The organism is Micromonospora narathiwatensis, assembly GCF_900089605.1.
GTDB lineage: Bacteria > Actinomycetota > Actinomycetes > Mycobacteriales > Micromonosporaceae > Micromonospora > Micromonospora narathiwatensis.
Window position 1 is genome coordinate 4,085,897 of sequence record NZ_LT594324.1, and the last position, 25,769, is coordinate 4,111,665.

18 protein-coding genes and 3 rRNA genes are annotated in these 25,769 nt (G+C 68.6%); 9 read left to right on the top strand and 12 right to left on the bottom strand.

The genetic code is table 11. From position 1 onward, the window contains the following. Positions 1–95: 95 nt before the first annotated feature. Entirely contained in the window at positions 96–3,242 is a 3,147-nt protein-coding gene (gene ileS / locus GA0070621_RS17485; RefSeq protein WP_091197060.1) for an isoleucine--tRNA ligase, read from the bottom strand. 851 nt (positions 3,243–4,093) lie between these two features. Between ileS and GA0070621_RS17490 the strand changes: the two genes are divergently transcribed. The 6 genes from GA0070621_RS17490 to sigJ all read left to right on the top strand — a co-directional run bounded on the left by GA0070621_RS17490 (position 4,094) and on the right by sigJ (position 8,732). Beyond that, positions 4,094–4,663 carry an ArsR family transcriptional regulator gene (locus GA0070621_RS17490; protein ID WP_091197064.1) on the top strand — a complete coding sequence of 190 codons (570 nt, stop codon included), beginning with the start codon at positions 4,094–4,096 and terminating at the stop codon, positions 4,661–4,663. 60 nt (positions 4,664–4,723) lie between these two features. Beyond that, entirely contained in the window at positions 4,724–5,734 is a 1,011-nt protein-coding gene (locus GA0070621_RS17495; RefSeq protein WP_091197067.1) for an ABC transporter ATP-binding protein, read from the top strand. Then, on the top strand, positions 5,731–6,504 hold the full coding sequence (locus GA0070621_RS17500) for an ABC transporter permease (RefSeq protein ID WP_167667013.1): 774 nt from the start codon (positions 5,731–5,733) through the stop codon (positions 6,502–6,504). The genes GA0070621_RS17495 and GA0070621_RS17500 overlap by 4 nt, the downstream gene beginning before the upstream one ends. 11 nt (positions 6,505–6,515) lie before the next feature. Continuing rightward, positions 6,516–7,304, top strand: coding sequence for an ABC transporter permease (locus tag GA0070621_RS17505; RefSeq protein ID WP_091197069.1), 789 nt, complete (start codon positions 6,516–6,518; stop codon positions 7,302–7,304). A gap of 103 nt (positions 7,305–7,407) precedes the next feature. Further along, positions 7,408–7,848, top strand: coding sequence for a carboxymuconolactone decarboxylase family protein (locus tag GA0070621_RS17510; RefSeq protein WP_091197072.1), 441 nt, complete (start codon positions 7,408–7,410; stop codon positions 7,846–7,848). Next, complete coding sequence (gene sigJ, locus GA0070621_RS17515; protein ID WP_231920965.1) at positions 7,845–8,732, top strand: RNA polymerase sigma factor SigJ; 888 nt, start codon at positions 7,845–7,847, stop codon at positions 8,730–8,732. The genes GA0070621_RS17510 and sigJ overlap by 4 nt, the downstream gene beginning before the upstream one ends. A 54-nt stretch (positions 8,733–8,786) precedes the next feature. On the opposite strand, the gene ndk is transcribed toward sigJ, so the two are convergent. Then, positions 8,787–9,212, bottom strand: a complete 426-nt coding sequence (gene ndk / locus GA0070621_RS17520; protein WP_091197075.1) for a nucleoside-diphosphate kinase — start codon at positions 9,210–9,212, stop codon at positions 8,787–8,789. A gap of 143 nt (positions 9,213–9,355) precedes the next feature. Here ndk and GA0070621_RS17525 point away from each other — a divergent pair, with 143 nt between their 5' ends. Further along, positions 9,356–10,600 (top strand): VOC family protein, encoded by a 1,245-nt coding sequence (locus tag GA0070621_RS17525; protein ID WP_091197078.1) that lies wholly within the window; start codon positions 9,356–9,358, stop codon positions 10,598–10,600. Between the two features lie 30 nt (positions 10,601–10,630). Here GA0070621_RS17525 and GA0070621_RS17530 read toward each other — a convergent pair whose 3' ends face one another. From GA0070621_RS17530 to GA0070621_RS17540, 3 genes are read right to left on the bottom strand one after another with little or no spacing between them, the layout of a single operon-like run. Beyond that, a complete protein-coding gene (locus GA0070621_RS17530; protein WP_091197080.1) occupies positions 10,631–11,074 on the bottom strand; it encodes a DUF4233 domain-containing protein in 444 nt (147 codons plus the stop codon). Next, positions 11,071–12,405: a bifunctional folylpolyglutamate synthase/dihydrofolate synthase gene (locus tag GA0070621_RS17535; RefSeq protein WP_091197082.1), complete on the bottom strand. Its 1,335-nt coding sequence runs from the start codon at positions 12,403–12,405 to the stop codon at positions 11,071–11,073. The genes GA0070621_RS17530 and GA0070621_RS17535 overlap by 4 nt, the downstream gene beginning before the upstream one ends. After that, positions 12,402–15,020: a valine--tRNA ligase gene (locus GA0070621_RS17540; RefSeq protein ID WP_091197084.1), complete on the bottom strand. Its 2,619-nt coding sequence runs from the start codon at positions 15,018–15,020 to the stop codon at positions 12,402–12,404. Before GA0070621_RS17540 ends, GA0070621_RS17535 begins: the two co-directional genes overlap by 4 nt. Positions 15,021–15,090: 70 nt before the next feature. Between GA0070621_RS17540 and GA0070621_RS17545 the strand changes: the two genes are divergently transcribed. Further along, the gene (locus tag GA0070621_RS17545) at positions 15,091–15,771 is read left to right on the top strand and encodes a hypothetical protein (RefSeq protein ID WP_091197087.1); all 681 of its coding nucleotides are present in this window, start codon (positions 15,091–15,093) and stop codon (positions 15,769–15,771) included. 100 nt (positions 15,772–15,871) lie between these two features. Here the strand turns inward: GA0070621_RS17545 and rrf are convergent. From rrf to GA0070621_RS17560, 3 genes are all read right to left on the bottom strand, one after another. After that, positions 15,872–15,988: ribosomal RNA gene (gene rrf / locus GA0070621_RS17550) — 5S ribosomal RNA — on the bottom strand. Positions 15,989–16,089: 101 nt separating this feature from the next. After that, positions 16,090–19,199, bottom strand: a 23S ribosomal RNA gene (locus GA0070621_RS17555). Between the two features lie 373 nt (positions 19,200–19,572). Next, positions 19,573–21,087, bottom strand: a 16S ribosomal RNA gene (locus tag GA0070621_RS17560). Together the 16S, 23S and 5S rRNA genes form the textbook arrangement of a ribosomal RNA operon. Before the next feature lie 648 nt (positions 21,088–21,735). Between GA0070621_RS17560 and GA0070621_RS17565 the strand changes: the two genes are divergently transcribed. Further along, positions 21,736–21,963, top strand: a complete 228-nt coding sequence (locus GA0070621_RS17565) for a hypothetical protein (RefSeq protein ID WP_091197088.1) — start codon at positions 21,736–21,738, stop codon at positions 21,961–21,963. 6 nt (positions 21,964–21,969) lie between these two features. Here GA0070621_RS17565 and GA0070621_RS17570 read toward each other — a convergent pair whose 3' ends face one another. The 4 genes from GA0070621_RS17570 to GA0070621_RS17585 all read right to left on the bottom strand — a co-directional run bounded on the left by GA0070621_RS17570 (position 21,970) and on the right by GA0070621_RS17585 (position 25,675). Continuing rightward, on the bottom strand, positions 21,970–22,767 hold the full coding sequence (locus GA0070621_RS17570) for a carbon-nitrogen hydrolase family protein (RefSeq protein WP_091197091.1): 798 nt from the start codon (positions 22,765–22,767) through the stop codon (positions 21,970–21,972). A gap of 79 nt (positions 22,768–22,846) precedes the next feature. Then, on the bottom strand, positions 22,847–24,142 hold the full coding sequence (gene clpX / locus GA0070621_RS17575) for an ATP-dependent Clp protease ATP-binding subunit ClpX (RefSeq protein ID WP_091197095.1): 1,296 nt from the start codon (positions 24,140–24,142) through the stop codon (positions 22,847–22,849). A 214-nt stretch (positions 24,143–24,356) separates the two neighbouring features. Further along, entirely contained in the window at positions 24,357–25,019 is a 663-nt protein-coding gene (locus GA0070621_RS17580; RefSeq protein WP_091197097.1) for an ATP-dependent Clp protease proteolytic subunit, read from the bottom strand. Positions 25,020–25,033: 14 nt separating this feature from the next. Then, complete coding sequence (locus GA0070621_RS17585) at positions 25,034–25,675, bottom strand: ATP-dependent Clp protease proteolytic subunit (RefSeq protein WP_091123621.1); 642 nt, start codon at positions 25,673–25,675, stop codon at positions 25,034–25,036. Positions 25,676–25,769: the final 94 nt, after the last annotated feature.

Genomic DNA, 25,769 nt, shown 5'->3' on the forward strand with positions numbered 1-25,769 from the left:
CGGGTGGCCGCACCGCCCGCTCGCTGAGCTGAACGGCTGATCGGGAAGGGGCCCTCCCGTACCTGACGCCTTGAGAAGGGCCCCTTCCGCTCATCTCATACCCGGCGGACCCCGACCGTCACCCGCTCGCCGTCACCGACCTCGCCGGCGAAGCCGTCGAGGCCCTCGGCGAAGTCGATGCTCTCGGCGAGCACCTCCCGGGCCACGAAGTCGGTGTACGCGGCCACCGCCGCACGCACCTCCTCCGAGGCCGAGACCGACACCGCGATCCGGTCCGAGACGTCCAGGTCGGCGTCCCGGCGGGCCTGCTGCACCACCCGGACCACGTCCCGGGCCAGCCCTTCGGCGGCCAACTCCGGGGTGACCCGGGTGTCCAGCACGACCACGCCCTCGCCGCCGGGCAGCGGCGCGGAGTGCTCCGCGTCGGCGGCGACCAGGCGCAGCTCGTACTCGCCCTCGGACAGGGTGACTCCGGCGGCGACCGGGGCTCCGTCGTGAAGCTCCCACTCCCCCGCCTTCACCGCCTTGATGACCTGCTGGACCGCCTTGCCGACCCGGGGGCCGAGCGCCCGCGGGACCACCGTCAGCACCTGCTGGCAGTACGCGGACACCTCGTCGGTGAACTCCACCGCCTTCACGTTGACCTCGTCGGTGACCAGGTCGGCGAAGGGCCGCAGCTGGGCGGCGACGGGCGAGGCCACGGTCAGCTTCGACAGCGGCAGGCGCACCCGCAGCCCCTTGGCCTTACGCAGCGACAGCGCCGCCGACGCGACGGCCCGCACGTTGTCCATCGCCGAGACCAGCTCGTGGTCGGCCGGGAACTCGTCCGCCGACGGCCAGTCGGTCAGGTGCACCGACCGCTCGCCGGTGAGGCCACGCCAGATCTCCTCGGCGGTCAGCGGCACCAGCGGCGCCACCACCCGGCAGAGCGTCTCCAGCACCGTCCACAGGGTGTCGAACGCGTCGGCGTCCCCCGCCCAGAACCGGTCCCGGGAGCGGCGCACGTACCAGTTGGTCAGCGCGTCCAGGTAGGACCGGACGGTGACGCACGCCCCGGAGATGTCGTACGCGTCCATCTGCCCCTGGACCGTCGACACCAGCTCGTTCGTCTTCGCCAGCACGTACCGGTCGAGCAGGTGGGTGGAATCCACCCGCCGCTTTGCCGTGTACCCGTCCGCGTTGGCGTAGAGCGAGAAGAAGTACCAGACGTTCCACAGCGGCAGCAGCACCTGGCGTACCGCGTCCCGGATGCCCGCCTCGGTCACCGACATGTCGCCGCCGCGCAGCACCGGCGAGGACATCAGCATCCAGCGCATCGCGTCCGACCCGTACGAGTCGAAGGCGTGGTAGACGTCCGGGTAGTTGCGCAGGCTCTTGGACATCTTGCGCCCGTCCGAGCCGAGCAGGATGCCGTGGCTGAGGCAGTTGCGGAACGCCGGCCGGTCGAACAGCGCGGTGGCCAGCACGTGCATCGTGTAGAACCAGCCGCGGGTCTGCCCGATGTACTCGACGATGAAGTCGCCCGGGTAGTGGTGCTCGAACCACTCGCGGTTCTCGAACGGGTAGTGCACCTGGGCGAACGGCATCGAGCCGGACTCGAACCAGCAGTCCAGCACCTCCGGCACCCGGCGCATCATCGACTTCCCGGTCGGGTCGTCCGGGTTGGGGCGGACCAGGTCGTCCACCGCCGGCCGGTGCAGGTCGGTCAGGCGTACGCCGAAGTCGCGCTCCAGGTCGGCCAGCGAGCCGTACACGTCGACCCGCGGGTAGTTCGGGTCGTCGGACTTCCACACCGGGATCGGCGAGCCCCAGAACCGGTTCCGGCTGATCGACCAGTCCCGGGCGTTCGCCAGCCACTTGCCGAACGAGCCGTCCTTGATGTGCCCCGGGGTCCAGTTGATCTGCTGGTTCAGCTCGACCATCCGGTCCTTGAACCGGGTCACCGCCACGAACCAGGACGACACCGCCTTGTAGACCAGCGGGGTGTCGCAACGCCAGCAGTGCGGGTACGAGTGGGTGTAGGTGTCCTGCCGGAGCACCACCCCCCGCTCCTTCAGCTCCCGGATCACCGACTTGTTCACGTCGAAGACCTGCTCGCCCTGGTACGGCGGGACGAGCGCGGTGAACCGGGTGTGGTCGTCCACGGTGACGATGGTCGGGATGCCGGCCGCGTTGCAGACGTTCTGGTCGTCCTCGCCGAAGGCCGGGGCCAGGTGGACGATCCCGGTGCCGTCCTCGGTGGTGACGAAGTCCGCGCCGAGCACCTGGTACGCGTTCCCCCCGGCCTGCTCGACCAGGAAGTCGTAGAGCGGGGTGTAGCGACGCCCGGCCAGGTCCGCGCCGCGCACGGTGCCGACCTGCTCGTACCCCTCCAGCTCCTTGGCGTACGCGGCCAGCCGGGCGGCGCCGACGAGGTAGCGGGAGCCGTCGCGCTCCAGCACCGCGTACTCGATGTCGGGGCCGACGGCGAGCGCCAGGTTCGACGGCAGGGTCCACGGCGTGGTGGTCCAGACGCCGAGCTTGACCGGCCCGCGCACCAGCTCGGGGGCCGACTCGTCCGGGGTCAGCTCGAACCAGACCGTCAGGGTCGGGTCGTGCCGGTCCTTGTAGACGTCGTCCATCCGGGTCTCGGTGTTCGACAGCGGCGTCTCGCACCGCCAGCAGTACGCCAGCACCCGGAAGCCCTCGTAGACCAGACCCTTGTCGTGCAGGGTGCGGAAGGCCCACATGACGCTTTCCATGTAGTCCAGGTCGAGCGTCTTGTAGTCGTTGGCGAAGTCGACCCAGCGGGCCTGCCGGGTGACGTACCGCTCCCAGTCCTGGGTGAACTCCAGCACCGAGGTCCGGCACGCCTCGTTGAACCGGGCCACGCCCAGGTCGAGGATCTCCGCCTTGCTGGTGATGCCGAGCTGCTTCTCGGCCACCACCTCGGCCGGCAGGCCGTGGCAGTCCCAGCCGAACCGGCGCTCGACGTGCTTGCCGCGCATGGTCTGGTAGCGCGGCACCACGTCCTTGACGTACCCGGTGAAGAGGTGGCCGTAGTGCGGCAGGCCGTTGGCGAACGGCGGGCCGTCGTAGAAGACGTACTCGTTCTTGCCGTCTTCCCCGGCGGGGCGGGCCTCGACGGACGCCTCGAAGGTCTTGTCGGCCGTCCAGTGCTCCAGGACCCGGCGCTCGACCGCGGGCAGGTCCGGGCTCGCCGGGACGCCGGCGGCGGTCGGGTCGTGCAACGGATAGGCCATCGGGGGTCGCTCTCCTCAGCAGCTCACTGTCGTGTGGGTCTGCGAGGACGAACCCTTTCCGGTACGCCGGCCGGCGTGCCCGGGCAAGGCCCGCGGTACCACCCCGCTTGGCGGTCAAGGTGCGACCGCCCGCTCGTTGGCCGGCTGTGACGGGCCGGTCCCGTCCGGTTCTACTGGGCCGGTCACCCGGCTGTTCTTCCGGAGGCTCGCCGGTGATGGCCGGGTCGTCGCCTATGTGCCGACAAGCGTACTCGACTCCCCCGCCGCCCCGCCCCCGAGTATCTGCCCCGAAGGACGGGCCCCCTGTTAACGCCTCCGGTACCGGAGGTCCCCCTCGTAACACCCCGAGCAGCGGGCGGGCCGTGGCTGTCCGCGCCCTGCGGCTTAGGCTGGCCCGGTGATCCGGATCGAGTTGGACGAGCCCACCCTGGCCCGTACCCGGATCGCGACCAGCCCGCTCTGGGAGACCAAGTGCAGCCTCTACCTGCTTCAGCGATACCGGGACGAGGCACCCTGGCCGTACACCAGTTGGGCCCGACACGCCCACCGGGTGCTCGCCGAGCTTCCCGAGGCGGCTCCAGTGCGGCTCTACTTCCAGACCGGCCCGTGGTATCCGGATTTCCTCGGACCGGTACCGCTCAGCGCGAGCCCGACCATCGAGGAGGAGCTGACGGCGCTGCGGGCTACCTCGGCCGAGGTGATCGCCGAGCAGGCCCCCCGCTACCACGACCTCGACGACCTGCCGGACTGGCTGCGCCCGTTCGTCACCGATCGGCAGGCCGCGCTGGACCGGCTCGCCGACGGCATCCCAGGCGTACTGGGACGCGGCGATCGCGCCCTGGTGGCCAGCCATGCGGGCGGCGCTGGACGAGGAGGTGCTGCACCGCGCACGGGCGCTCGCCGCGCACGGGCCGGACGCGCTCCTGGCCGACCTGCACGAGCGGGTGCGCTGGGAACGGCCAGTGCTCAGCCTGGTCAAGCCCTCGGAGTGGAGCTTCAAGGCGGTCGATCAGCGATTGCTGCTGATCCCGCTGATCTTCTCCCGGGGCGCGCTGACCCACTCCACCGACCATCCCGAGGTCATCGCGGTCTCCTACCAGGCCCGAGGCTCGGTGCTGCTGGCTGACCGGCCTACCGGCCACGCCGTGCCCGCGAGCCCGGGGACCGACCGGCTCGCGGTCCTCGTCGGGCGGGGCCGGGCCCAGGTGCTGCGGGCGCTGGCCCGCCCGGCCACCACCGCCGGCCTCGCCGCCACCCTCGGGCTCGCCCCGAGCACCGTCTCCGAGCACCTCGCCACGCTGCTCACCGCCGGGGTGGTGCACCGCCGCCGGGTCGGCCGGCGGGTGCTGTACGGCCTGGAACCGGCCGGTCTGGCCCTGGTCACCCTGATCGGCGCCGACCCGGCGACCGCCTCCGCCTGAGGATTCGGCGAGCGCCGAATTCGTTTCCCCCACCCGGCCGGCGCTCCTAGATTCGCCGCCATGAGCGAGTACGCGATCGAGGCGGCCGGGCTGCGCCGCACCTACCGCAGCCGTACGGGGTGGTTACGACCCCAGCGCCGGGAGGTGGAGGCGGTCCGCGGCGTCGACCTGACGGTCGGCAACGGGGAGCTGTTCGGCCTGCTCGGACCGAACGGCGCCGGCAAGACCACCACCATCAAGCTGCTGAACACGCTGCTCATCCCGACCGCCGGCACCGCCCGGATCTGCGGCCACGACGTGGTCACGCAGACCCGGGAGGTACGCCGGCGGATCGGGTACGTCTTCGGCGGCGACCGGGGCCTGTACGACCGGCTCTCCGCCCGGGACAACCTGCGCTACTTCGCCGAGCTGTACGGGGTGCCGGGGCGGGAGCAGAAGCGGCGCATCGCCGAGCTGTTGGCGCTGGTCCGCCTCGACGGCCGGGAGAACGAGCGGGTGGAGGGCTACTCGCGGGGCATGCGGCAGCGGCTGCACATCGCCCGGGGCCTGCTGCACCGACCGCGGGTGCTGTTCCTCGACGAGCCGTCGATCGGGGTGGACCCGGTGGCCGCCCGGGAGCTGCGGCAGACCGTGTCCGACCTCGCCGCCACCGGCACCACCGTGCTGCTGACCACCCACTACATGGCCGAGGCGGACGAGCTGTGCGACCGGATCGCGGTGATCGCCGGCGGCCGGATCCAAGCCCTCGGCACCCCGGCCGAGCTGCGGCACCACGCCGACGGCCGGCAGGTGCTGGAGGTCGAGGCGTACGGGGTGACCGACGCCCAGCTCGCCGCGGTCCACGCCCTGCCCGGCGTACGCGAGGCGAGCGTGACCGTCACCGGCGCGGCCCAGGTGCTGACCGTGCAGTCCGACGCGGGGGTGGACGTGCAGGCGGACGTGCTGCGCGAGCTGGACGGGGTCCGGCTGGGCCGGGTCAGCGCCCGCCAGCCCACCCTGGAGGACGCGTACGTGGCGATCGTCAACCGGGTCGACACGACGCCCCGGCCGGTCAGGGCGGTGCCGGCGTGAACCTGCTCCGCATGATCTGGGTGGGTCTGCTGCTGCACACCAAGCAGCTCAGCCGTTCCTCGTTCGAGATCGCCACCGCACTGATCGTGCCGGTGGTGCAGGCCACCTTGGCGGTGTACCTGTTCCGGGCCGGCGGCGAGCCGGGCCGGCTGCTGGAGGCCGCGGTCGGCGCCGGCCTGATGGGCGTCTGGTCGTCGGTGCTGTTCGGGTCCGGTGGCGCGATCCAGAACCAACGCTGGCTGGGCACCCTGGAGATGGTCATGTTGGCGCCCCGCCCGCCCGCGCTGATGATCCTGCCGATCACCCTGGCCACCGCGGTCACCGGCACGTACGCCATGCTCGCCACCCTGCTCTGGGGCCGGCTGCTGTACGGCATTCCGTTGGACTTCGCCCACCCGCTGCTGTTCCTGGTCGCGGTCCCGGGCTGCATCCTCGGGCTGGGCATGTTCGGCCTGCTGCTCGCCGCCACGTTCGTGCTGCTGCGCAACGCCAACGCGCTGACCAACACGTTGGAGTACCCGATCTGGCTGGTCTCCGGGATGCTGGTGCCGATCACCGTGCTGCCCGGCTGGACCGGCCCGATCGCCGCCGCGCTGCCCACCACCTGGGGTGCCCGGGCGGTCCGCGAGGCTGCCACCGGCGGCGGGCCGGTCTGGCCGTCGCTGGGCATCTGCCTGGCGATCAGCCTCGGCTGCCTGGTCGCCGGCGCGCTGATGATGACCTACGTCGAGCGACGGGCCCGCGCCGCGGCGACCCTCGCGCTGGCCTGAGGGAGACCACGATGACGGCACTTCTCCGGCTGATCGGCACGGGCGGCGTGATCGCGTACCGGGCCCTGTTCAACTGGACCACCCCGGCGATGTTCATCGGCTCGCTGCTGGTCGGCCCGATCTTCCAGCTGCTCTTCTTCGCGTACCTGGGGCGGCAGCTCGGGGTCGCCGACGACCGCTTCTACATCGTCGGCAACGCGGTGCTCGCCGCCTCGCTGTCGTGCGTCTTCGGCGGCACCATGGCGGTCGCCAACGAGCGGCGCTTCGGCACCCTCGGGCACGTGCTGCTCTCGCCGCGCAGCCGCACCGCGGTCTTCCTCGGCCGGGTCCTCCCGTACGCCGGGAACGGCCTGCTCATCGCGGCGAGCACGCTGACGGTCGGCGCGCTCCTGCTCGGCCTGCGGGTGCCCGTCGACGCCCTGCCGGGCCTGTTGACGACGCTGGCGGTGGCCGCGCTGTCCTGCGGCTTCTTCGGCCTCACCCTGGGCGCGCTGGGGTTGCGGTTCCGGGACGTCTGGGTGGTCTCCAACGTCTCGGTCGCGCTGCTGCTCCTGTTCACCGGGGTCAACGTCCCCACGGCCGGACTGCCCGGCTGGATGCGGGTGGTCGGCGAGGCGCTGCCGATCACCCACGCCGCCCGGGCCGCCCGCCACCTGGCGGCCGGCGAGGGTTTCCCGGCCGCCGTCCCGGCGCTCGCCGCCGAGGTCACCGTCGGATTCGGGTACGCGCTGCTCGCCGCCCTTCTGCTCAAACTCTTCGAGGCCGAATCCCGCCGCCACGCCTCCCTCGACACCCTCTAAGCCACGCGGGGGCGGGACATGAGCACCGTCACAGCCCCCGGCTGTCACACCCCGGGAACGCCGATCCGTCGTGTCCGCGTACCGACGACACAAGGAGGCAGCGATGCGGCGGATGAACCTGGCGGCGGTGGCGCCGGAGGCGTACCAGGCGGTACTCGGGCTGGAGAACCACGTCCGGGAGAACCTGGACCACACCGTGCTGGAACTGGTGAAGCTGCGGGCGTCGATGCTGAACGGCTGCGCGTTCTGCGTCGACATGCACAGTCGGGACGCGCTCGCCGCCGGTGAGTCCAGCCGGCGACTGTTCGCCGTCGCCGCGTGGCGGGAGGCACCCTTCTTCGACGAGCGGGAGCGCACGGCGCTGGCGCTCACCGACGCCGTCACCCGGCTCGGCGAGCACGGCGTGCCGGACGAGGTGTGGGACGCCGCGGCGAAGGTCTGGTCGGAGCGGGAACTGGCCGACCTGATCCTCGCGATCGCCACAATCAACGTGTGGAACCGGATCGTGATCAGCACGCGGACCGCGCCGCCGACCGAGGTGTGAGCACCATCGGGACGGCGCAGGCGGCCGGTGCGCTCACCGCGCACCGGCCGATGCTGCTCGGGCTGGCGTACCGGCTGCTGGGCAGCCTGCACGACGCCGAGGACGTGCTCCAGGAGGCGTATCTGCGCTGGCTGGACGTCGACCGGGAGTCGGTCGCCGAACCCCGCCGGTACCTCGCCCGGGTGGTGACCCGGCTGGCCCTGGACCGGCTGCGCGCCCGGCAGGCCGCCCGGGAGACGTACGTCGGGCCGTGGCTGCCCGAGCCGGTGCCCACCGGGGCGGCCACCCCGTTCGGGCCGCTGGACACCGTCGAGCTGCGGGAGACGCTCTCCACCGCGCTGCTTCACCTGCTGGAGCGACTCACCCCGCCCGAGCGCGCGGTGTACGTGCTGCACACCGCGTTCGCCCTGCCGTACGCCGAGATCGGCGACCTGCTGGACCGGTCGGCGGCGGACTGCCGGCAGCTGCACCACCGCGCCGCGGCCCGGCTCGCCGACGACAAGCGGCGCTTCACCGCGGGGCCGGCCGAGCAGCGACGGCTGCTGGACGCCTTCCTCGCCGCGGCCCGCGACGGCGACCTGGCCCGGCTGACCGAGCTGGTCGCGGCCGACGCCACCGCCTGGTCCGACGGGGGCGGCCGGGTCCGCGCGGCCCGCAACCCGATCCACGGCGTGGATCGGATCGCCCGCTTCTTCGCCGGCATCCACGGCCGGCGCCGGCCCGGGGTCACGGCGACGCCGGTCGAACTGAACGGCGCGCCCGCACTGCTGCTGCGCTGGCCGTCCGGGGTCCGCTACACGCTCGGCCTCACCGCCGCCGACGGCCGGATCACCGGCCTCTACCTGACGGCCAACCCGGACAAGCTGGCCGCCGTCCCCGGCTGAACACGCGCGACGGCCCCGGTCCCAGGACGGGGACCGGGGCCGTCGGCGAGGACGTCAGCCCAGCTCGGGGAACCAGAGGGCGATCTCCTGCTTGGCGCTGTCGACCGAGTCCGAGGCGTGCACCAGGTTCTCCCGGTTGGAGAGGGAGAGGTCGCCCCGGATGGTGCCGGCCGCCGCCTTGCGACCGTCCGTGCTGCCGATCATCCCGCGGACCACCTCGATCACCTGGTCGCCGGAGAGCACCAGGGCCACCAGCGGACCGCTGGTCATGAACGCCTTCAGCGGCGGGTAGAACGCCTTGTCCACGTGCTCGGCGTAGTGCTGATCGGCGAAGTCGCCGTCGATGGTCCGGGACACCAGCGCGTCGATCCGCAGGCCCTTGCGCTCGAACCGGGCGAGGATCTCGCCCACCAGGCCGCGACGCACCGCGTCCGGCTTGATCAGTACGAGCGTGCGCTCATCCGGACTGCTGTTGGACACGCTGGGTTCCTCCTGTACGCGCAAGCGGGTCTGGCTGGGTACGGTCAGCGTAGCGACCCGGTCCCGGCGCCGACGCGGCGGCTGCTCCTTCCCCCGGTCGCCGGTCCGGCCTAGCCTGGCCCTAGACCCCTGGGAGGTCCACTGTGGCGAATGGCGGGAACCGACCCATCGCGCCGATACGCAAGCTGATCGGCGCGGTGCTGGGCACCGTGGCGACGTTCATCGTGCTGTTCGGGCTGGGCATGACGAGCTGGGCCATCGTCGCGCTCGGCGTCGCGCTGCTGGTGCTGGCGATCGCCCTGGCCACCGTACGCGGAGGCGGGCGCACCTGGGTCGTCGGGCTGGGCCACGTGCACAGCGCCTCCGAGCCACCCACCCAGTACGCCTTCGGCCGCTGCGAACTCCAGCTCGTGATCGACGCGCCCGGGCTGCCGCCCCGGTCGAAGAAGATCATCGAGCCGCGGGTCCCGGTGGCCAAGTGGCCGTCGCTCGGCCAGGCCCTGCCCGTCCGGGTCGCCCTCGACGACCAGCGGCACGTCCGGGTCCTCTGGGACGAGGTGCCCACGCACGCCGAGACCGCCGCCGCGGTCGCCGATCTCCCGCCCGAGTACGCCGACCCCGATCCGGTCGAGGAAATGCTGATCGCGCAGGAGGCGCCGCCGTGGGCGGACCGCGCCCCGGACGACGACCTGCGCGACGACTTCCGTGCCGACTTCCCGCCCGCGCCGGATCCGCTCCTCGACGACGTCACCGTGCTGCCCGACGAACGCGAGCCGGTGGTGGTGCACCAGCGGCCCGGCGGCCCGGTGGTGCTGGAGGGTCAGGTCGTCGAGCCGCCGAACACCGGCCCGCTGCCCCGCCGGGCCACCCCCGCGCCGCGCCCGCCGGCGGAGGAACGGTTCGACCCGGTCGACGTCCCGCTGGACGAGCCGGACGCCGAGACGCCGCCGACCCCGCAGGAACTGGACGAGGCGATCTTCGGGCCGGCCGGGGACGAGCCGGCCGAGGTGGCCACCCCGATCAGCGGGGTCGGGATCACCCTGCTCGTCACCGACCTGGACCGGTCCCTCGACTTCTACCGGGACCTCGGCTTCGCCGAACTCGACCGGGGCAACGGCAACGCCGTGCTCAACTCCGGGGCGACCCGGCTGGTGCTGCGCCAGGTGACCGGGGCCGCCCCGATCAGCCGTCGACTCGTCCACGTCAACCTGGAGGTCGACGACATCCAGGCCGCGTACGAGCGGCTGCGCGGGTCGGGCGTGCGGTTCACGTACGCCCCGCGCGTGGTGAACCGGGGCAGCAAGCTGGAGGTGTGGGCAGCGGCCTTCCGCGACCCGGACGGCCACGGGGTGGCCCTCACCCAGTGGCGCACCCTCGCCGACGCCTGACCCGCACAGGTCCGGCGTCGGCGCGGGCGCTCAGCCGAGGATGACCCGCCGCACGTGCAGCGCGTACGCCCACACCAGGGCGAAGACGACCCCCAGCACGAGCAGCGACCAGTGCAACAACCCGGAGAGCATCAGCAACCCCTGGACGACGGTGCCGGCGTACCAGGCCCAGCCACGTCCCATCTGGCCGGCGAGCACCACGCAGACCACCGCCAACGCCACGATCACGCCGATGGCGACGCCGTTGAGGTGTCCGCCGACCAGACGGATCGGCTGGATGGCCAGCAACAGCACCAACGCCTCCAGCGCGAGCGTCCCCGCGCCGAGCCCGCGGACCGCCTTCTCCGGGTTACGCAGCCCCGACCGTCGCTGCTCCGGGGGCCCGCCGGCACCGGTCGGGGACCCGCCGGGCGTCGCAGGGCCCTCCTCCGGCCGACCGCCGGCGTCGGGGCGCCCCCGCACCGGGCCGGTCATCGCTTGAGCAGCCGGCGGGCGTCGGCCACGGTCACCACCGATCCGGTGATCAGCACGCCCACCCCGGCCAGTTCACCAGGTACGTCGGACTCGGCCTCCGCCACGGCCGCCTCGATGGCGTCCGGCATCTCCTCGGCGACCTGCACCCGTTCGGGCCCGAAGAGCTCCCGCGCCAGCGCGGCCAGTTCGTCGGCGGGCATCGCCCGGGGCGAGCCGTTGCGGGTGACGACGATCGAGTCGAGCACCGGCTCCAGCAGTTCCAGCAGGCTGGCCGCGTCCTTGTCGCCGAGCACGGCCAGCACGCCGACCAGCTTGCTGAACGCGAACTCCTCCTGCAACGCCGTGACCGTGGCGGCCATCCCGTGCGGGTTGTGCGCTCCGTCGAGCAGGATCGTCGGCGCGGTCCGTACCTTCTCCAGCCGGCCCGGCGAACTGGCCGCGGCGAAGCCCTCCCGGACGGCCTCGATGTCGAGCTGCCGACGCGCCCCCGCGCCGAGGAACGCCTCGACCGCGGCGAGCGCCACGGCCGCGTTCTGCGCCTGGTGCGCGCCGTGCAACGGGATGAAGATCTCCTCGTACACCCCGCCGAGGCCCTGGATGGTGAGCACCTGGCCGCCGACCGCCACCGACCGGCGCAGCACCCCGAACTCGGAGCCCTCCCGGGCGACGGTCGCGCCGACCTCGGCGCAGCGTTCCAGGATCGGCCGGGCGGCCTCCTCCTCCTGGGCCGCCGCGATCACGGTGGCCCCCTTGTGGATGATGCCCGCCTTGTGCAGCGCGATGTCCTCGATGGTGTCGCCGAGCCACTCGGTGTGGTCCAGCCCGATCGGGGTCAGCACCGCCACCCCGGCCCGGATCACGTTGGTCGCGTCGTCGGCGCCGCCGAGTCCGACCTCCACCACCGCCACGTCGACCGGGGCGTCGGCGAACGCGGCGAACGCCAGCGTCGTGGTCATGTCGAAGTACGTCAGCGGCTCCGCCGAGCGCTGGTCGACCAGCTCGGCCAGCGGCGCCACCTCCCGGTACGTGGCGACGAAGCGCTCCTCGCTGACCGGCTCCCCGTCCAGGCTGATCCGCTCCCGTACGGTCTCCAGATGCGGGCTGGTGTAGCGGCCGGTGTGCAGCCCGAACGCCCGCAGCAGCGAGTCGATCATCCGGGCCGTCGAGGTCTTGCCGTTCGTCCCGGTCAGGTGGATCGACGGGTACGCCCGCTGCGGGCTGCCGAGCAGGTCGAGCAGCGTCTCGATACGGTCCAGCTCAAAGTGCACGCGGGTGAAGCCGCGCGCGTTGAGCTCGGCCTCCACCTCGGCGAATTCGGTGCGATCGGTCACGATGGAAGCGCCTCCAGAGCGGCGTCGATCCGAACGAGATCCGCCTCGGCCACCGCGAGCCGCTCCCGGATCTTGGCGACCACCTGCTCGGGCGCCTTGCCGACGAACGCCGGATTGTCCAGCTTCGCCCGCGCCTGCGCGACCTCCTTCTCGGCGGCCGCCCGATCCTTGGTGAGCCGGGCCCGCTCGGCCGCGACGTCGATCGAGCCCCGGGTGTCCAGCGCGACGCTCACCTCACCCGGCATGGCGAGGGTGGCGCTGGCCTGGAACTCGTCACCGGCCGCGTCGAGACGGACCAGCGACCGGATCAACGGCTCGTGCGCGGCGATACCCGCGCCGGCGAGGCCGTCGAGTCGGGCCGCCACCCGCTGGGTCGGGCGCAGGCCCTGGTCGGAGCGGAACCGCCGGATCTCGGTCACCACCCGCTGCAGGGTGCCGACCTCGCCCTCCGCGGCGTCGTCGACAAGGGTACGGTCGGCGACCGGCCAGGCGGCGACCATCACGCTCTCCCCGCCGGTCAGCGCGGTCCACAGCTCGTCGGTGACGAACGGGATCACCGGATGCAGCAGTCGCAGCAGCTGGTCCAGCACGTGCCCGAGAACCCGGCGGCTGGCGTCGGCCGCCGCCCCGCCCTCGGCGAGCACCGGCTTGCTCAACTCGACGTACCAGTCGCAGACGTCGTCCCAGGCGAAGTGGTACAGCAGGTCGCAGACCTTCGCGAACTCGTACGCCTCGAACTGCTCGTCCACCTCGGCGGTGACGTGCGCCAGCCGGGACAGGATCCACCGGTCGACCGTGGAGAGCTGGGCCGGGTCGGGCAGCGGGCCGTCGGTGTGCGCGCCGTTCATCAGCGCGAACCGGGTGGCGTTCCAGAGCTTGTTGCAGAAGTTCCGGGAACCCTGGCACCACTCCTCGCTCACCGGCACGTCCTGACCGGGGTTGGCGCCCCGGGCCAGGGTGAACCGGGTCGCGTCGGCGCCGAACCGGTCGATCCAGTCCAGCGGGTCGACCACGTTCCCGAACGACTTCGACATCTTCTTGCCGTGCTCGTCGCGGACCATGCCGTGCAGCGCGACCACGTCGAACGGCTGCCGGCCGTCCATCGCGTACAGGCCGAACATCATCATCCGGGCGACCCAGAAGAAGAGGATGTCGTACCCGGTGACCAGCACACTGGTCGGATAGAACTTCGCCAGGTCCGGGGTCTGCTCGGGCCAGCCGAGGGTGGAGAACGGCCACAGGCCACTGGAGAACCAGGTGTCCAGCACGTCCTCGTCCTGCCGCCAGCCCGCGCCGGTCGGCGGCTGCTCATCGGGTCCGACGCAGACGATCTCGCCGTCCGGGCCGTACCAGACGGGGATGCGGTGGCCCCACCAGAGCTGCCGGGAGATGCACCAGTCGTGCATGTTGTCGACCCAGGCGAAGTAGCGCTTGGCCAGCTCGGCCGGCTCGATCTTCACCCGGCCGTCGCGGACCGCGTCACCGGCGGCCTTGGCGAGCGGGGCGGTGTTGACGAACCACTGCAACGACAGCCGCGGCTCGACCGTGGTCTTGCACCGCGAGCAGTGCCCCACCGCGTGCACGTACGGCCGCTTCTCGGCCACGATCAGGCCCTGCTCACGCAGCGCGGCGACGATGGCCGGGCGGGCCTCGTAGCGGTCCAGGCCCTCGAACGGGCCGGGCGCGGTGACGATGCCGCGCTCGTCCATGATCGTGAGCGCCGGCAGGTCGTGCCGCTGGCCGATCTCGAAGTCGTTCGGGTCGTGCGCCGGGGTCACCTTGACCATGCCGGTGCCGAAGGTCGGGTCGACGTGCTCGTCGGCGACGATCGGGATCCGCCGGCCGGTGAGCGGCACGGCCACCTCGGTGCCGATCAGGTGCCGGTAGCGCTCGTCGTCCGGGTGCACCGCGACCGCGGTGTCGCCGAGCATCGTCTCCGCCCGGGTGGTGGCGACCACGACCTCGTCGCCGTAGCGGATCGAGACCAGCTCACCCTCGTCGTCGGTGTGCTCCACCTCGATGTCGGACAGCGCGGTGAGGCAGCGCGGGCACCAGTTGATGATCCGGTTCGCCCGGTAGATCAGCCCGTCGTCGAAGAGCTTCTTGAACATGGTCTGCACGGCCCGGGACAGGCCCTCGTCCATGGTGAAGCGCTCGCGGTCCCAGTCGACCGCGTCGCCGAGCCGCCGCATCTGGCCCAGGATCGCCCCGCCGGACTCCGCCTTCCACTGCCAGACCCGCTCGACGAACTTCTCCCGACCCAGGTCGTGGCGGGACAGCCCCTCGCCGGCGAGCTGCCGCTCGACGAGGTTCTGGGTGGCGATTCCGGCGTGGTCCATGCCGGGCAGCCACAGCGCCTCGTAGGCCTGCATCCGCTTACGCCGGTTCAGCGAGTCCATCAGGGTGTGCTCGAAGGCGTGCCCCATGTGCAGCGAGCCGGTGACGTTCGGGGGTGGGATGACGATCGTGAAGGGGGGCTTGTCGCTCTCCGCCGACGCCCGGAAGTGGCCGGCGGCTACCCACTGCTCGTACCGTCGCTGCTCTACCTCGCCGGGCTGGTACTGGCCGGCAAGGGTCGGGGCGTCGGGGCGTCGGGCATCCAGTCTCTCGGTCACCCGAGAAAGTCTACGGAGCGCTTCCGGAGACCTGACGTGCGCCACCACCTGTTCGCGTACGGTGGCGAACATGTCCGACGCGCATCTCACCGAACGTCCGGTCGACGACGGGCCCGAGCCGGTCGACCTGACCGATGAGCCGATCCAGCTGAGCCGCCGTGACCCGGCCGCCCAGGAGCCCGAGCTCCGCCCGGTCTCCCGCCGGCGACGGATCGCGCTGGCCGCCGCGCTGGTCGTCGGGCTGGCCGGGGCGGGGGTGCTCGGCGTCGGCGGCTGGCGGGTGCTGGCCCAGAAGGACACCCACCTGAACGCGCCGGAGAAGGTCGCCGGGTTGACCCGGGACGACAGCGAGCGGGCCCGGAGCACCGCGGAATACCTCCGCGACGGCTTCGCCGCCGACATCGATCTGGACCGGAGCTTCGGCACCGTCTACCGCGACCCGGCGGACGCGAAGCAGGCCGTCCTGGTTTTTGGTGGCACCACTCTGCTCTGGCAGCCCGAGCGGGACCTGAACACCCTCTTCGGCCTGATGGCCGACGAGACCGGGAAGGTGACCGGCCTGCGCCAGGTGGACGCCGGCCGCCTGGGCGGCGTCATGAAATGCGGTACGACCAGCGGCGACGGCGGCGACTTCGCGGTCTGTGGCTGGGCCGACCACGGCAGCGTGGTGATGGCGATGTTCCCGGGTCGCTCGGTGGACGACTCCGCCAAGCTGTTCCGTCAGCTCCGCGAGGGCATCCAGAGCCGCTGACCTGTGCCGGGGCGCAGTCGAACGGACCGCGCCCCCGGAAGAAAGTGCGGGTACAAACGCAGTCAGGGTCACCCCGAAGGGTGACCCTGACTGAAAGATTGTCCGGCGGTGTCCTACTCTCCCACACCCTCCCGAGTGCAGTACCATCGGCGCTGGAGGGCTTAGCTTCCGGGTTCGGAATGTGACCGGGCGTTTCCCCTCCGCCATGACCGCCGTAACTCTATCGACATGTCAAACAATCAACCGCGCCCCCTGCCGGGGGCTGCTGGTGTGCTTGTTCGTTTGTCGGGAGTTGCACAGTGGACGCGTAGCAGCTTAGTAGTCAAGTCCTCGGCCTATTAGTACCGGTCAACTGAACCCGTTACCGGGCTTACATTTCCGGCCTATCAACCCAGTCGTCTAGCTGGGGGCCTTACCCCACCAAAGGTGGGTGGGATACCTCATCTTGAAGCGAGCTTCCCGCTTAGATGCTTTCAGCGGTTATCCCTTCCGAACGTAGCTAACCAGCCGTGCCCCTGGCGGGACAACTGGCACACCAGAGGTTCGTCCGTCCCGGTCCTCTCGTACTAGGGACAGCCCTTCTCAAGTATCCTACGCGCACGGCGGATAGGGACCGAACTGTCTCACGACGTTCTAAACCCAGCTCGCGTACCGCTTTAATGGGCGAACAGCCCAACCCTTGGGACCTGCTACAGCCCCAGGATGCGACGAGCCGACATCGAGGTGCCAAACCATCCCGTCGATATGGACTCTTGGGGAAGATCAGCCTGTTATCCCCGGGGTACCTTTTATCCGTTGAGCGACACCGCTTCCACATGCCAGTGCCGGATCACTAGTCCCGACTTTCGTCCCTGCTCGACCCGTCAGTCTCACAGTCAAGCTCCCTTGTGCACTTGCACTCAACACCTGATTGCCAACCAGGCTGAGGGAACCTTTGGGCGCCTCCGTTACCCTTTAGGAGGCAACCGCCCCAGTTAAACTACCCACCAGACACTGTCCCTGAACCGGATAACGGTCCGAAGTTAGATACCCAAACCAACCAGAGTGGTATTTCAAGATTGCCTCCACCCATACTGGCGTATGAGCTTCACCGGCTCCCACCTATCCTACACAAGCTAATTCGGATACCAATGTCAAGCTATAGTAAAGGTCCCGGGGTCTTTCCGTCCTGCCGCGCGTAACGAGCATCTTTACTCGTAGTGCAATTTCGCCGGGCCTGTGGTTGAGACAGTGGGGAAGTCGTTACGCCATTCGTGCAGGTCGGAACTTACCCGACAAGGAATTTCGCTACCTTAGGATGGTTATAGTTACCACCGCCGTTTACTGGCGCTTAAGTTCTCCGCTTCGCCCCGAAGAGCTAACAGGTCCCCTTAACGTTCCAGCACCGGGCAGGCGTCAGTCCATATACATCGAATTACTTCTTCGCATGGACCTGTGTTTTTAGTAAACAGTCGCTTCCCCCTGCTCTCTGCGGCCATACAACGCTCCACCCGCGCGGGGCTTCACGTCTCCGGCCCCCCTTCTCCCTAAGTTACGGGGGCAATTTGCCGAGTTCCTTAACCACAGTTCGCCCGATCGCCTCGGTATTCTCTACCTGACCACCTGTGTCGGTTTGGGGTACGGGCCGCTAAGAACTCGCTAGAGGCTTTTCTCGGCAGCATAGGATCACTGACTTCACCTGAATCGGCTCGGCATCACGTCTCAGCCTACATGTGCTGCGGATTTGCCTACAGCACGGCCTACACGCTTACCCCGGCACAACCACCGGCCGGGCTCAGCTACCTTCCTGCGTCACCCCATCGCTTGACTACTACCCGCCAGGTTCCCACGCTCCCCACCCTCAACCCGAAGGTCTTGGATGGATTGGGTGGTTAGCACAACGAGGTTCGTCAGGGACGCTCTTTCGCGGGTACGGGAATATCAACCCGTTGTCCATCGACTACGCCTCTCGGCCTCGCCTTAGGTCCCGACTCACCCAGGGCGGATTAACCTGGCCCTGGAACCCTTGGTCATCCGGCGGAAGGGTTTCTCACCCTTCTTTCGCTACTCATGCCTGCATTCTCACTCGTGCCGCGTCCACAACTAGGTCACCCCGTTGCTTCACCCCCGGCACGACGCTCCCCTACCCACCCACACACCTGCACCAGATATCAAGACCTGGCGAAGTCGTTGTGTGAGTGCCACAGCTTCGGCGGTGTACTTGAGCCCCGCTACATTGTCGGCGCGGAACCACTTGACCAGTGAGCTATTACGCACTCTTTAAAGGGTGGCTGCTTCTAAGCCAACCTCCTGGTTGTCTATGCGACCCCACATCCTTTTCCACTTAGCACACGCTTAGGGGCCTTAGCTGGTGATCTGGGCTGTTTCCCTCTCGACTACGAAGCTTATCCCCCGCAGTCTCACTGCCGCGCTCTCACTTACCGGCATTCGGAGTTTGGCTGATTTCGGTAAGCTTGTGGGCCCCCTAGACCATCCAGTGCTCTACCTCCGGCAAGAAACACGCGACGCTGCACCTAAATGCATTTCGGGGAGAACCAGCTATCACGGAGTTTGATTGGCCTTTCACCCCTAACCACAGGTCATCCCCCAACTTTTCAACGTTGGTGGGTTCGGCCCTCCACGCGGTCTTACCCGCGCTTCAGCCTGCCCATGGCTAGATCACTCCGCTTCGGGTCTAGAGCATGCGACTAAAACGCCCTATTCAGACTCGCTTTCGCTACGGCTCCCCCACACGGGTTAACCTCGCCACATGCCACTAACTCGCAGGCTCATTCTTCAAAAGGCACGCCGTCACCCCGCAAGGCTCCGACGGATTGTAGGCGAACGGTTTCAGGTACTATTTCACTCCCCTCCCGGGGTACTTTTCACCATTCCCTCACGGTACTTGTCCGCTATCGGTCACCAGGAAGTATTTAGGCTTACCAGGTGGTCCTGGCAGATTCACGGCAGATTACAGGAGTCCGCCGCTACTCGGGAACACCCACAGAAGACCAGCCACTTTCACCTACCGGACTTTCACCGTCTACGGTCAGCCATTCCAGACTGTTCGACTAGCAACTGGCTTTGTAACTCCTCGAGTATGTGTCAGCACACTCAGCAGGGTCCCACAACCCCGACCACGCAACCCCTGACAGGTATCACACGCAGCCGGTTTAGCCTCAATCCGCTTTCGCTCGCCACTACTCACGGAATCACTGTTTGTTTTCTCTTCCTACGGGTACTGAGATGTTTCACTTCCCCGCGTTCCCCCCACACACCCTATGTGTTCAGGTGCGGGTGACTGGACATGACTCCAGCCGGGTTCCCCCATTCGGACACCCTGGGATCACAGCTTGGTTGACAGCTCCCCCAGGCCTATCGCGGCCTCCCACGTCCTTCATCGGCTCCTGGTGCCAAGGCATCCACCGTTCGCCCTTGACAACTTGACCACAAAGATGCTCGCGTCCACTGTGCAATTCTCAACAAACGACCAACCCACAACCCGAACAGTCCCACACCAGACCCGACAACCGCCGGCGGTATACGGAACCAGGCCATGCCTGGCAGCCTCCCAAGGAACTCACGCCTCAGGCTACGGCTCCGAAGAAAACAACCACACGGTTGTTCCTTCAGGACCCAACAGGGTGCTTACGCCCTCCCCAGCCGCACCATCAACCCGTTCCACACCAGAAAACTGGTCGTACTAGAGCCTCAGGCCGTTGCCGAGGAAAAACTGGCCAGTGTCTCCGCCTATGAGCACCCCGACCCGACATCCGCGGGCCGCGGGCTCCATACCGCCTTTCGACGGATGGTGCTCCTTAGAAAGGAGGTGATCCAGCCGCACCTTCCGGTACGGCTACCTTGTTACGACTTCGTCCCAATCGCCAGCCCCACCTTCGACGGCTCCCTCCACAAGGGTTGGGCCACCGGCTTCGGGTGTTGCCGACTTTCGTGACGTGACGGGCGGTGTGTACAAGGCCCGGGAACGTATTCACCGCAGCGTTGCTGATCTGCGATTACTAGCGACTCCGACTTCACGGGGTCGAGTTGCAGACCCCGATCCGAACTGAGACCGGCTTTTTGGGATTCGCTCCACCTCACGGTATCGCAGCCCATTGTACCGGCCATTGTAGCATGCGTGAAGCCCTGGACATAAGGGGCATGATGACTTGACGTCATCCCCACCTTCCTCCGAGTTGACCCCGGCAGTCTTCGATGAGTCCCCGCCATAACGCGCTGGCAACATCGAACGAGGGTTGCGCTCGTTGCGGGACTTAACCCAACATCTCACGACACGAGCTGACGACAGCCATGCACCACCTGTGACCGCCCCCGAAGGACCCCACATCTCTGCAGGTTTTGCGGCCATGTCAAACCCAGGTAAGGTTCTTCGCGTTGCATCGAATTAATCCGCATGCTCCGCCGCTTGTGCGGGCCCCCGTCAATTCCTTTGAGTTTTAGCCTTGCGGCCGTACTCCCCAGGCGGGGCGCTTAATGCGTTAGCTGCGGCACAGGGAACCGGAGAGGCCCCCCACACCTAGCGCCCAACGTTTACAGCGTGGACTACCAGGGTATCTAATCCTGTTCGCTCCCCACGCTTTCGCTCCTCAGCGTCAGTATCGGCCCAGAGACCCGCCTTCGCCACCGGTGTTCCTCCTGATATCTGCGCATTTCACCGCTACACCAGGAATTCCAGTCTCCCCTACCGAACTCTAGCCTGCCCGTATCGACTGCAGGCCCACGGTTGAGCCGTGGGTTTTCACAGTCGACGCGACAAGCCGCCTACGAGCTCTTTACGCCCAATAAATCCGGACAACGCTCGCGCCCTACGTCTTACCGCGGCTGCTGGCACGTAGTTGGCCGGCGCTTCTTCTGCAGGTACCGTCACTTACGCTTCGTCCCTGCTGAAAGAGGTTTACAACCCGAAGGCCGTCATCCCTCACGCGGCGTCGCTGCATCAGGCTTCCGCCCATTGTGCAATATTCCCCACTGCTGCCTCCCGTAGGAGTCTGGGCCGTGTCTCAGTCCCAGTGTGGCCGGTCGCCCTCTCAGGCCGGCTACCCGTCGTCGCCTTGGTAGGCCATCACCCCACCAACAAGCTGATAGGCCGCGAGCCCATCCCAGGCCGAAAAACTTTCCACCCAACACCATGCGGTGCCAGGTCCTATTCGGTATTAGCCCCGGTTTCCCGGGGTTATCCCAAAGCCTAGGGCAGGTTGCTCACGTGTTACTCACCCGTTCGCCGCTCGAGTACCCCGAAGGGCCTTTCCGCTCGACTTGCATGTGTTAAGCACGCCGCCAGCGTTCGTCCTGAGCCAGGATCAAACTCTCCAACAAAAACTTGTTGAACAATCATCCTGACAACAAAAAGTGTTGCCAAAGGAATCCCAACCAGCCAAACCTAAGTCCGACCAGTCCGGGGTATCAAACAAATTGGCACTGGCTTATCAAGCACCCTGTTGAGTTCTCAAAGAACAACCACACACCATCCGAAAGCCCCACACCGCAGGACCCCCATCCGGGGCAACCTCTCTAACTTACCCGATCCGATCTTCGCTGTCAACCTCGTGTCCGAGGCGATCAACTTGGTTCGAATCGATCCACGCTGACGCACGCCGTACCCGGCGGTCGCTGCTGTCGTGGGTTCCGGCGGACCGGCCGATCGCCGCTTTCGCGGCCACCCGCCCGGCTCCCTGCCGGCTTTCGAACTCTACCCGGTCGGCTTCGCGATCGCAACTCCGTATTTCTCGGAGTGTCTCGCACCGCCCGGATTCTCAGTCTCGCTCGGCGTCTCCGCCACGAGCCTGGCGCCCGTTCTCAGCCGGTTTGTCCGGCCTCCCCCGTGCAGAGAGAAAGTTACGCGGACGGCTCCGATAAGGCAAATCGACGTTGGTCACTGCGTTTGTTCGTGTGCCGGGTACCGGACGACGGACGACGGCGATTGGAGGGATCCGCGCACGGCCGGACCGTGCCAGAGTGTCTGGCATGGATGACGTGTCGCGGTTCCCGGCGGCGACGCTCGCCGAGGAGACCCTGCTCGGCCTGCTCATGCCGTTCTGGCAGCTGGTCATTGGAGGCTTCGTGGTCTTCGTCGTCGTGGTGTCGGTGGGGCGCCTGGCCCGGCGCGGTCCCTCCCGGATGACCACGGCGCTGCTGGTCACCGCCCTGGCGATCGCCGGCTTCACGGTCGTCGGCGTACTGCTGGAGGGCTGACCCGGATCAGAGCCGGCGGTTGGCGAGGCTGGGCAGCTCGGCGCGGATCGTCCGCAGCCGGTCGAGGTCCAGGTCGGCCACCGCGAGTCCCGGGCCGTCGGGGACCTGGCTCAGCACCGTCCCCCACGGGTCCACCACCATGCTGCGCCCGAAGCAGGTGCGTTTCGGCTCATGGTCCCCGGTCTGGCCGGCGGCCGCGACGAAGCACTGGTTCTCGATCGCCCGCGCCCGGAGCAGAACCTCCCAATGATCCCGGCCCGTGTGCGTCATGAACGCGGCGGGCACCACCAGCAGCTCGGCCCCGCCCTGGGTGGCCAGCTGCCGGTACAGCTCGGGGAACCGCAGGTCGTAGCAGATCGAGAGGCCGACCCGGAGGCCCTCGACGTCGACCACCACCGGCTGGTCACCCGGAGAGACACCCGCCGACTCCCGGTACGACACCCGGCCGGGAATCTCCACGTCGTACAGATGGATCTTGCGGTAGCTGGCGGCAAGGGCGCCGGTGCGGTCGAAGACCAGCGAGGTGTTCCAGGTGTGCTCCGGGTCCGGCCCGGCCTCGTGGAACGAGCCGGCGATCAGCCAGAGGCCGAGCCGGCGGGCGACCCCGGCGAAGAACTCCCCCACCACCCCGTCGACCGGCTCGGCCGGGGGCATCCGGTCGGCGAGGCCGAGGTAGTCGACGTACTCCGGAAGCACGGCGAGGTCGGCGCCGGCCGCTGCGGCCCTGACCAGCAGGGCCTCGGCGGCGGCAAGGTTCGCCGCCCGGTCGTCGCGGGCGTTGAGCTGGCAGACGGCGACGCGCATGGCGCTCAGCGTACGGGCGGGCGACGGCTGGCGACAGGGCCGGAAATATCCACCAGCACCAGCGCGCCGGCGGCGAGCCTCAGGCCGACTTCTCCTCGCGCTCCCGCCGGGCCCGGCGACCGGTGAACTCGCGGGGCACGATGGTCGGGTTGACGTTCTCCAGGACCACCTCGCGGGTGATCAGTACCCGGGCGGCGTCGGGGTTGCTCGGCACCTCGTACATCACGGAGAGCAGGACCTCTTCCATGATCGCCCGAAGGCCGCGGGCGCCGGTGCCGCGGAGCATGGCCTGGTCGGCGATGGCCTCCAGCGCGGGCGGCTCGAACTCCAGCTCGACGCCGTCCAGCTCGAAGAGGCGCTGGTACTGCCGGACCAGCGCGTTCCGCGGCTCGGTGAGAATCCGTACCAGGGCGCTACGGTCGAGGCTGCGCACGTTGGTGATCACCGGGAGCCGGCCGATGAACTCGGGGATCAGGCCGAACTTGAGCATGTCCTCCGGCATGACCTGGCTGAAGATGTCGTCGGTCGACCGGTCGGAGACCGACCGGAGCCGGGCACCGAAGCCGGTGCCGCCGGAGCCGGTGCGGGACTCGATGATCTGGTCGAGCCCGGCGAAGGCGCCACCGCAGATGAACAGCACGTTGGTGGTGTCGATCTGGATGAACTCCTGGTGCGGGTGTTTGCGCCCGCCCTGCGGCGGCACGTTGGCCACCGTGCCTTCGAGCATCTTCAGCAGCGCCTGCTGCACGCCCTCGCCGGAGACGTCCCGGGTGATCGACGGGTTCTCGGACTTACGGGCGATCTTGTCGACCTCGTCGATGTAGATGATCCCGGTCTCGGCGCGCTTGATGTCGTAGTCGGCCGCCTGGATCAGCTTGAGGAGGATGTTCTCCACGTCCTCGCCGACGTACCCCGCCTCCGTCAGGGCGGTCGCGTCGGCGATCGCGAACGGGACGTTGAGCATCCGGGCCAGGGTCTGCGCCAGGTGGGTCTTGCCACAGCCGGTGGGGCCGAGCAGCAGGATGTTGGACTTGGCCAGCTCGACGCCGTCGTTGCCGGAGCCCGGTGCGCCGGCCGCCTCGGCCTGGATCCGCTTGTAGTGGTTGTAGACCGCGACGGCGAGCGCCTTCTTGGCCTGCTCCTGGCCGACGACGTAGTTGTCGAGGAACTGGCAGATCTCCATCGGCTTGGGAAGCTCTTCCCACTTCACCTCGCCGGACTCGGCCAGCTCCTCCTCGATGATCTCGTTGCAGAGATCGATGCACTCGTCGCAGATGTAGACGCCCGGGCCCGCGATGAGCTTCTTGACCTGCTTCTGCGACTTGCCGCAGAAGGAGCACTTCAGTAGGTCGCCGCCGTCACCGATCCGTGCCACCTACGTTCTCCCTGCACTCGTCGGCCGGAGCGCCGGCCCTGACCTGCGGGCGTCGCCCGCCCGTCCGTCTGTCGTCCCACCCGCCGGTCCGACCCAGCGAAGCGGTACAGACCCGACGTTACCCGCTGGCGGAGTTTTCTCCGACCCCCAAAACGGGTGTGTCAGAGGTCGGCCAGGAACCACGCACCCCGGCCGACCTCCGACCCGGCACAGCTCAGCCCGCGGCCTGCGCCGCCAGCAGACCCTTCTTGCGGCTGGTCAGAATGGTGTCGACCAGCCCGTACTCCCGGGCCTCCTCGGCCGTCATGATCTTGTCGCGGTCGATGTCCTTGCGGACCTGCTCGACCGGGCGGTTGCAGTGCTGCGAGAGCATCGTCTCCAGCTGCGTCCGCATCCGCAGGATCTCCCGAGCCTGGATCTCGATGTCCGAGCCCTGGCCGTAGCCGCCTTCCGTGGCCGGCTGGTGGATGATGATCCGGGAGTTGGGCAGCGCCATCCGCTTGCCCGGGGTGCCCGCAGAGAGCAGCACCGCCGCCGCGCTGGCCGCCTGACCGAGGCAGACGGTCGAGATGTCCGGCCGGACGTACTGCATGGTGTCGTAGATCGCCGTCATGGCGGTGAACGAGCCGCCGGGCGAGTTGATGTACATGATGATGTCGCGGTCCGGGTCGGTGCCCTCGAGCGTCAGCAGCTGGGCCATCACGTCGTTGGCCGAGGCGTCGTCCACCTGGACGCCGAGGAAGATGATCCGGTCCTCGAAGAGCTTGTTGTACGGGTTGGACTCCTTCATCCCGTACGACGTGCGCTCGACGAACGACGGCAGGATGTAGCGGTTGTGCACGGCCGCGAACTGGGGCGGCAGGCTCAGGTCGGTCATCGTCAGCTCCTCGGTCAGCTCAGGGTCCCGGCGCCTTCCGGAACCTGAGCGGCTCCGGTGATCACCTTGTCGATGAAGCCGTAGTCCATGGCCTCCTGGGCGGTGAACCAGCGGTCGCGGTCCGAGTCCGCCTCGATCTGGGCCTGGGTCTGGCCGGTGTGGAAGGCGACCCGCTCCTGGAACATGCGCTTCGTGTAGAGCATCTGCTCGGCCTGGATCGCGATGTCGGCGGCGGTGCCGCCCACGCCGCCGGACGGCTGGTGCATCATGATCCGCGCGTGCGGCAGCGCGTAGCGCTTGCCCTTGGTGCCCGCGCAGAGCAGCAGCTGGCCCATCGAGGCAGCCATGCCCATCGCCACGGTCGACACGTCGTTGTCGATGAACTGCATGGTGTCGTAGATCGCCATGCCGGAGTAGACCGAGCCACCCGGCGAGTTGATCCACAGGTTGATGTCGCGGTCCGGGTCCTCCGCCGCGAGCAGCAGGAGCTGCGCGCAGATGCGGTTGGCGACCTGGTCGGTCACCTCGCTGCCCAGGAAGACGATCCGCTCCTTGAGCAACCGGTTGTAGACCGAGTCGTCGAGGTTGCCAATGTTGTCGCCACCGCGGGCCTCGATCGCCCGGAGCGGCTTCGCTGGGATGTGCATGTCGGTCATGGCAGCCCTTCGCTCTCCGTACCGTCCTACCCGACACTAACCGCTCAGCCGGGGGCCGTACTCCCGGTCGGGGCACTGTTCGCTCTCAGCGCAG

Coding starts and splice junctions, on each gene's coding strand:
- GA0070621_RS17495 (WP_091197067.1), top strand. CDS start 4,724: ATGAGCGAGTACGCGATCGAGGCGGCCGGGCTGCGCCGCACCTACCGC.
- GA0070621_RS17510 (WP_091197072.1), top strand. CDS start 7,408: ATGCGGCGGATGAACCTGGCGGCGGTGGCGCCGGAGGCGTACCAGGCG.
- GA0070621_RS17545 (WP_091197087.1), top strand. CDS start 15,091: ATGTCCGACGCGCATCTCACCGAACGTCCGGTCGACGACGGGCCCGAG.
- GA0070621_RS17565 (WP_091197088.1), top strand. CDS start 21,736: ATGGATGACGTGTCGCGGTTCCCGGCGGCGACGCTCGCCGAGGAGACC.
- ileS (WP_091197060.1), bottom strand. CDS start 3,242: ATGGCCTATCCGTTGCACGACCCGACCGCCGCCGGCGTCCCGGCGAGC.
- GA0070621_RS17585 (WP_091123621.1), bottom strand. CDS start 25,675: ATGACCGACATGCACATCCCAGCGAAGCCGCTCCGGGCGATCGAGGCC.
- GA0070621_RS17490 (WP_091197064.1), top strand. CDS start 4,094: ATGCGGGCGGCGCTGGACGAGGAGGTGCTGCACCGCGCACGGGCGCTC.
- GA0070621_RS17530 (WP_091197080.1), bottom strand. CDS start 11,074: ATGACCGGCCCGGTGCGGGGGCGCCCCGACGCCGGCGGTCGGCCGGAG.
- GA0070621_RS17570 (WP_091197091.1), bottom strand. CDS start 22,767: ATGCGCGTCGCCGTCTGCCAGCTCAACGCCCGCGACGACCGGGCGGCG.
- GA0070621_RS17505 (WP_091197069.1), top strand. CDS start 6,516: ATGACGGCACTTCTCCGGCTGATCGGCACGGGCGGCGTGATCGCGTAC.
- GA0070621_RS17580 (WP_091197097.1), bottom strand. CDS start 25,019: ATGACCGACCTGAGCCTGCCGCCCCAGTTCGCGGCCGTGCACAACCGC.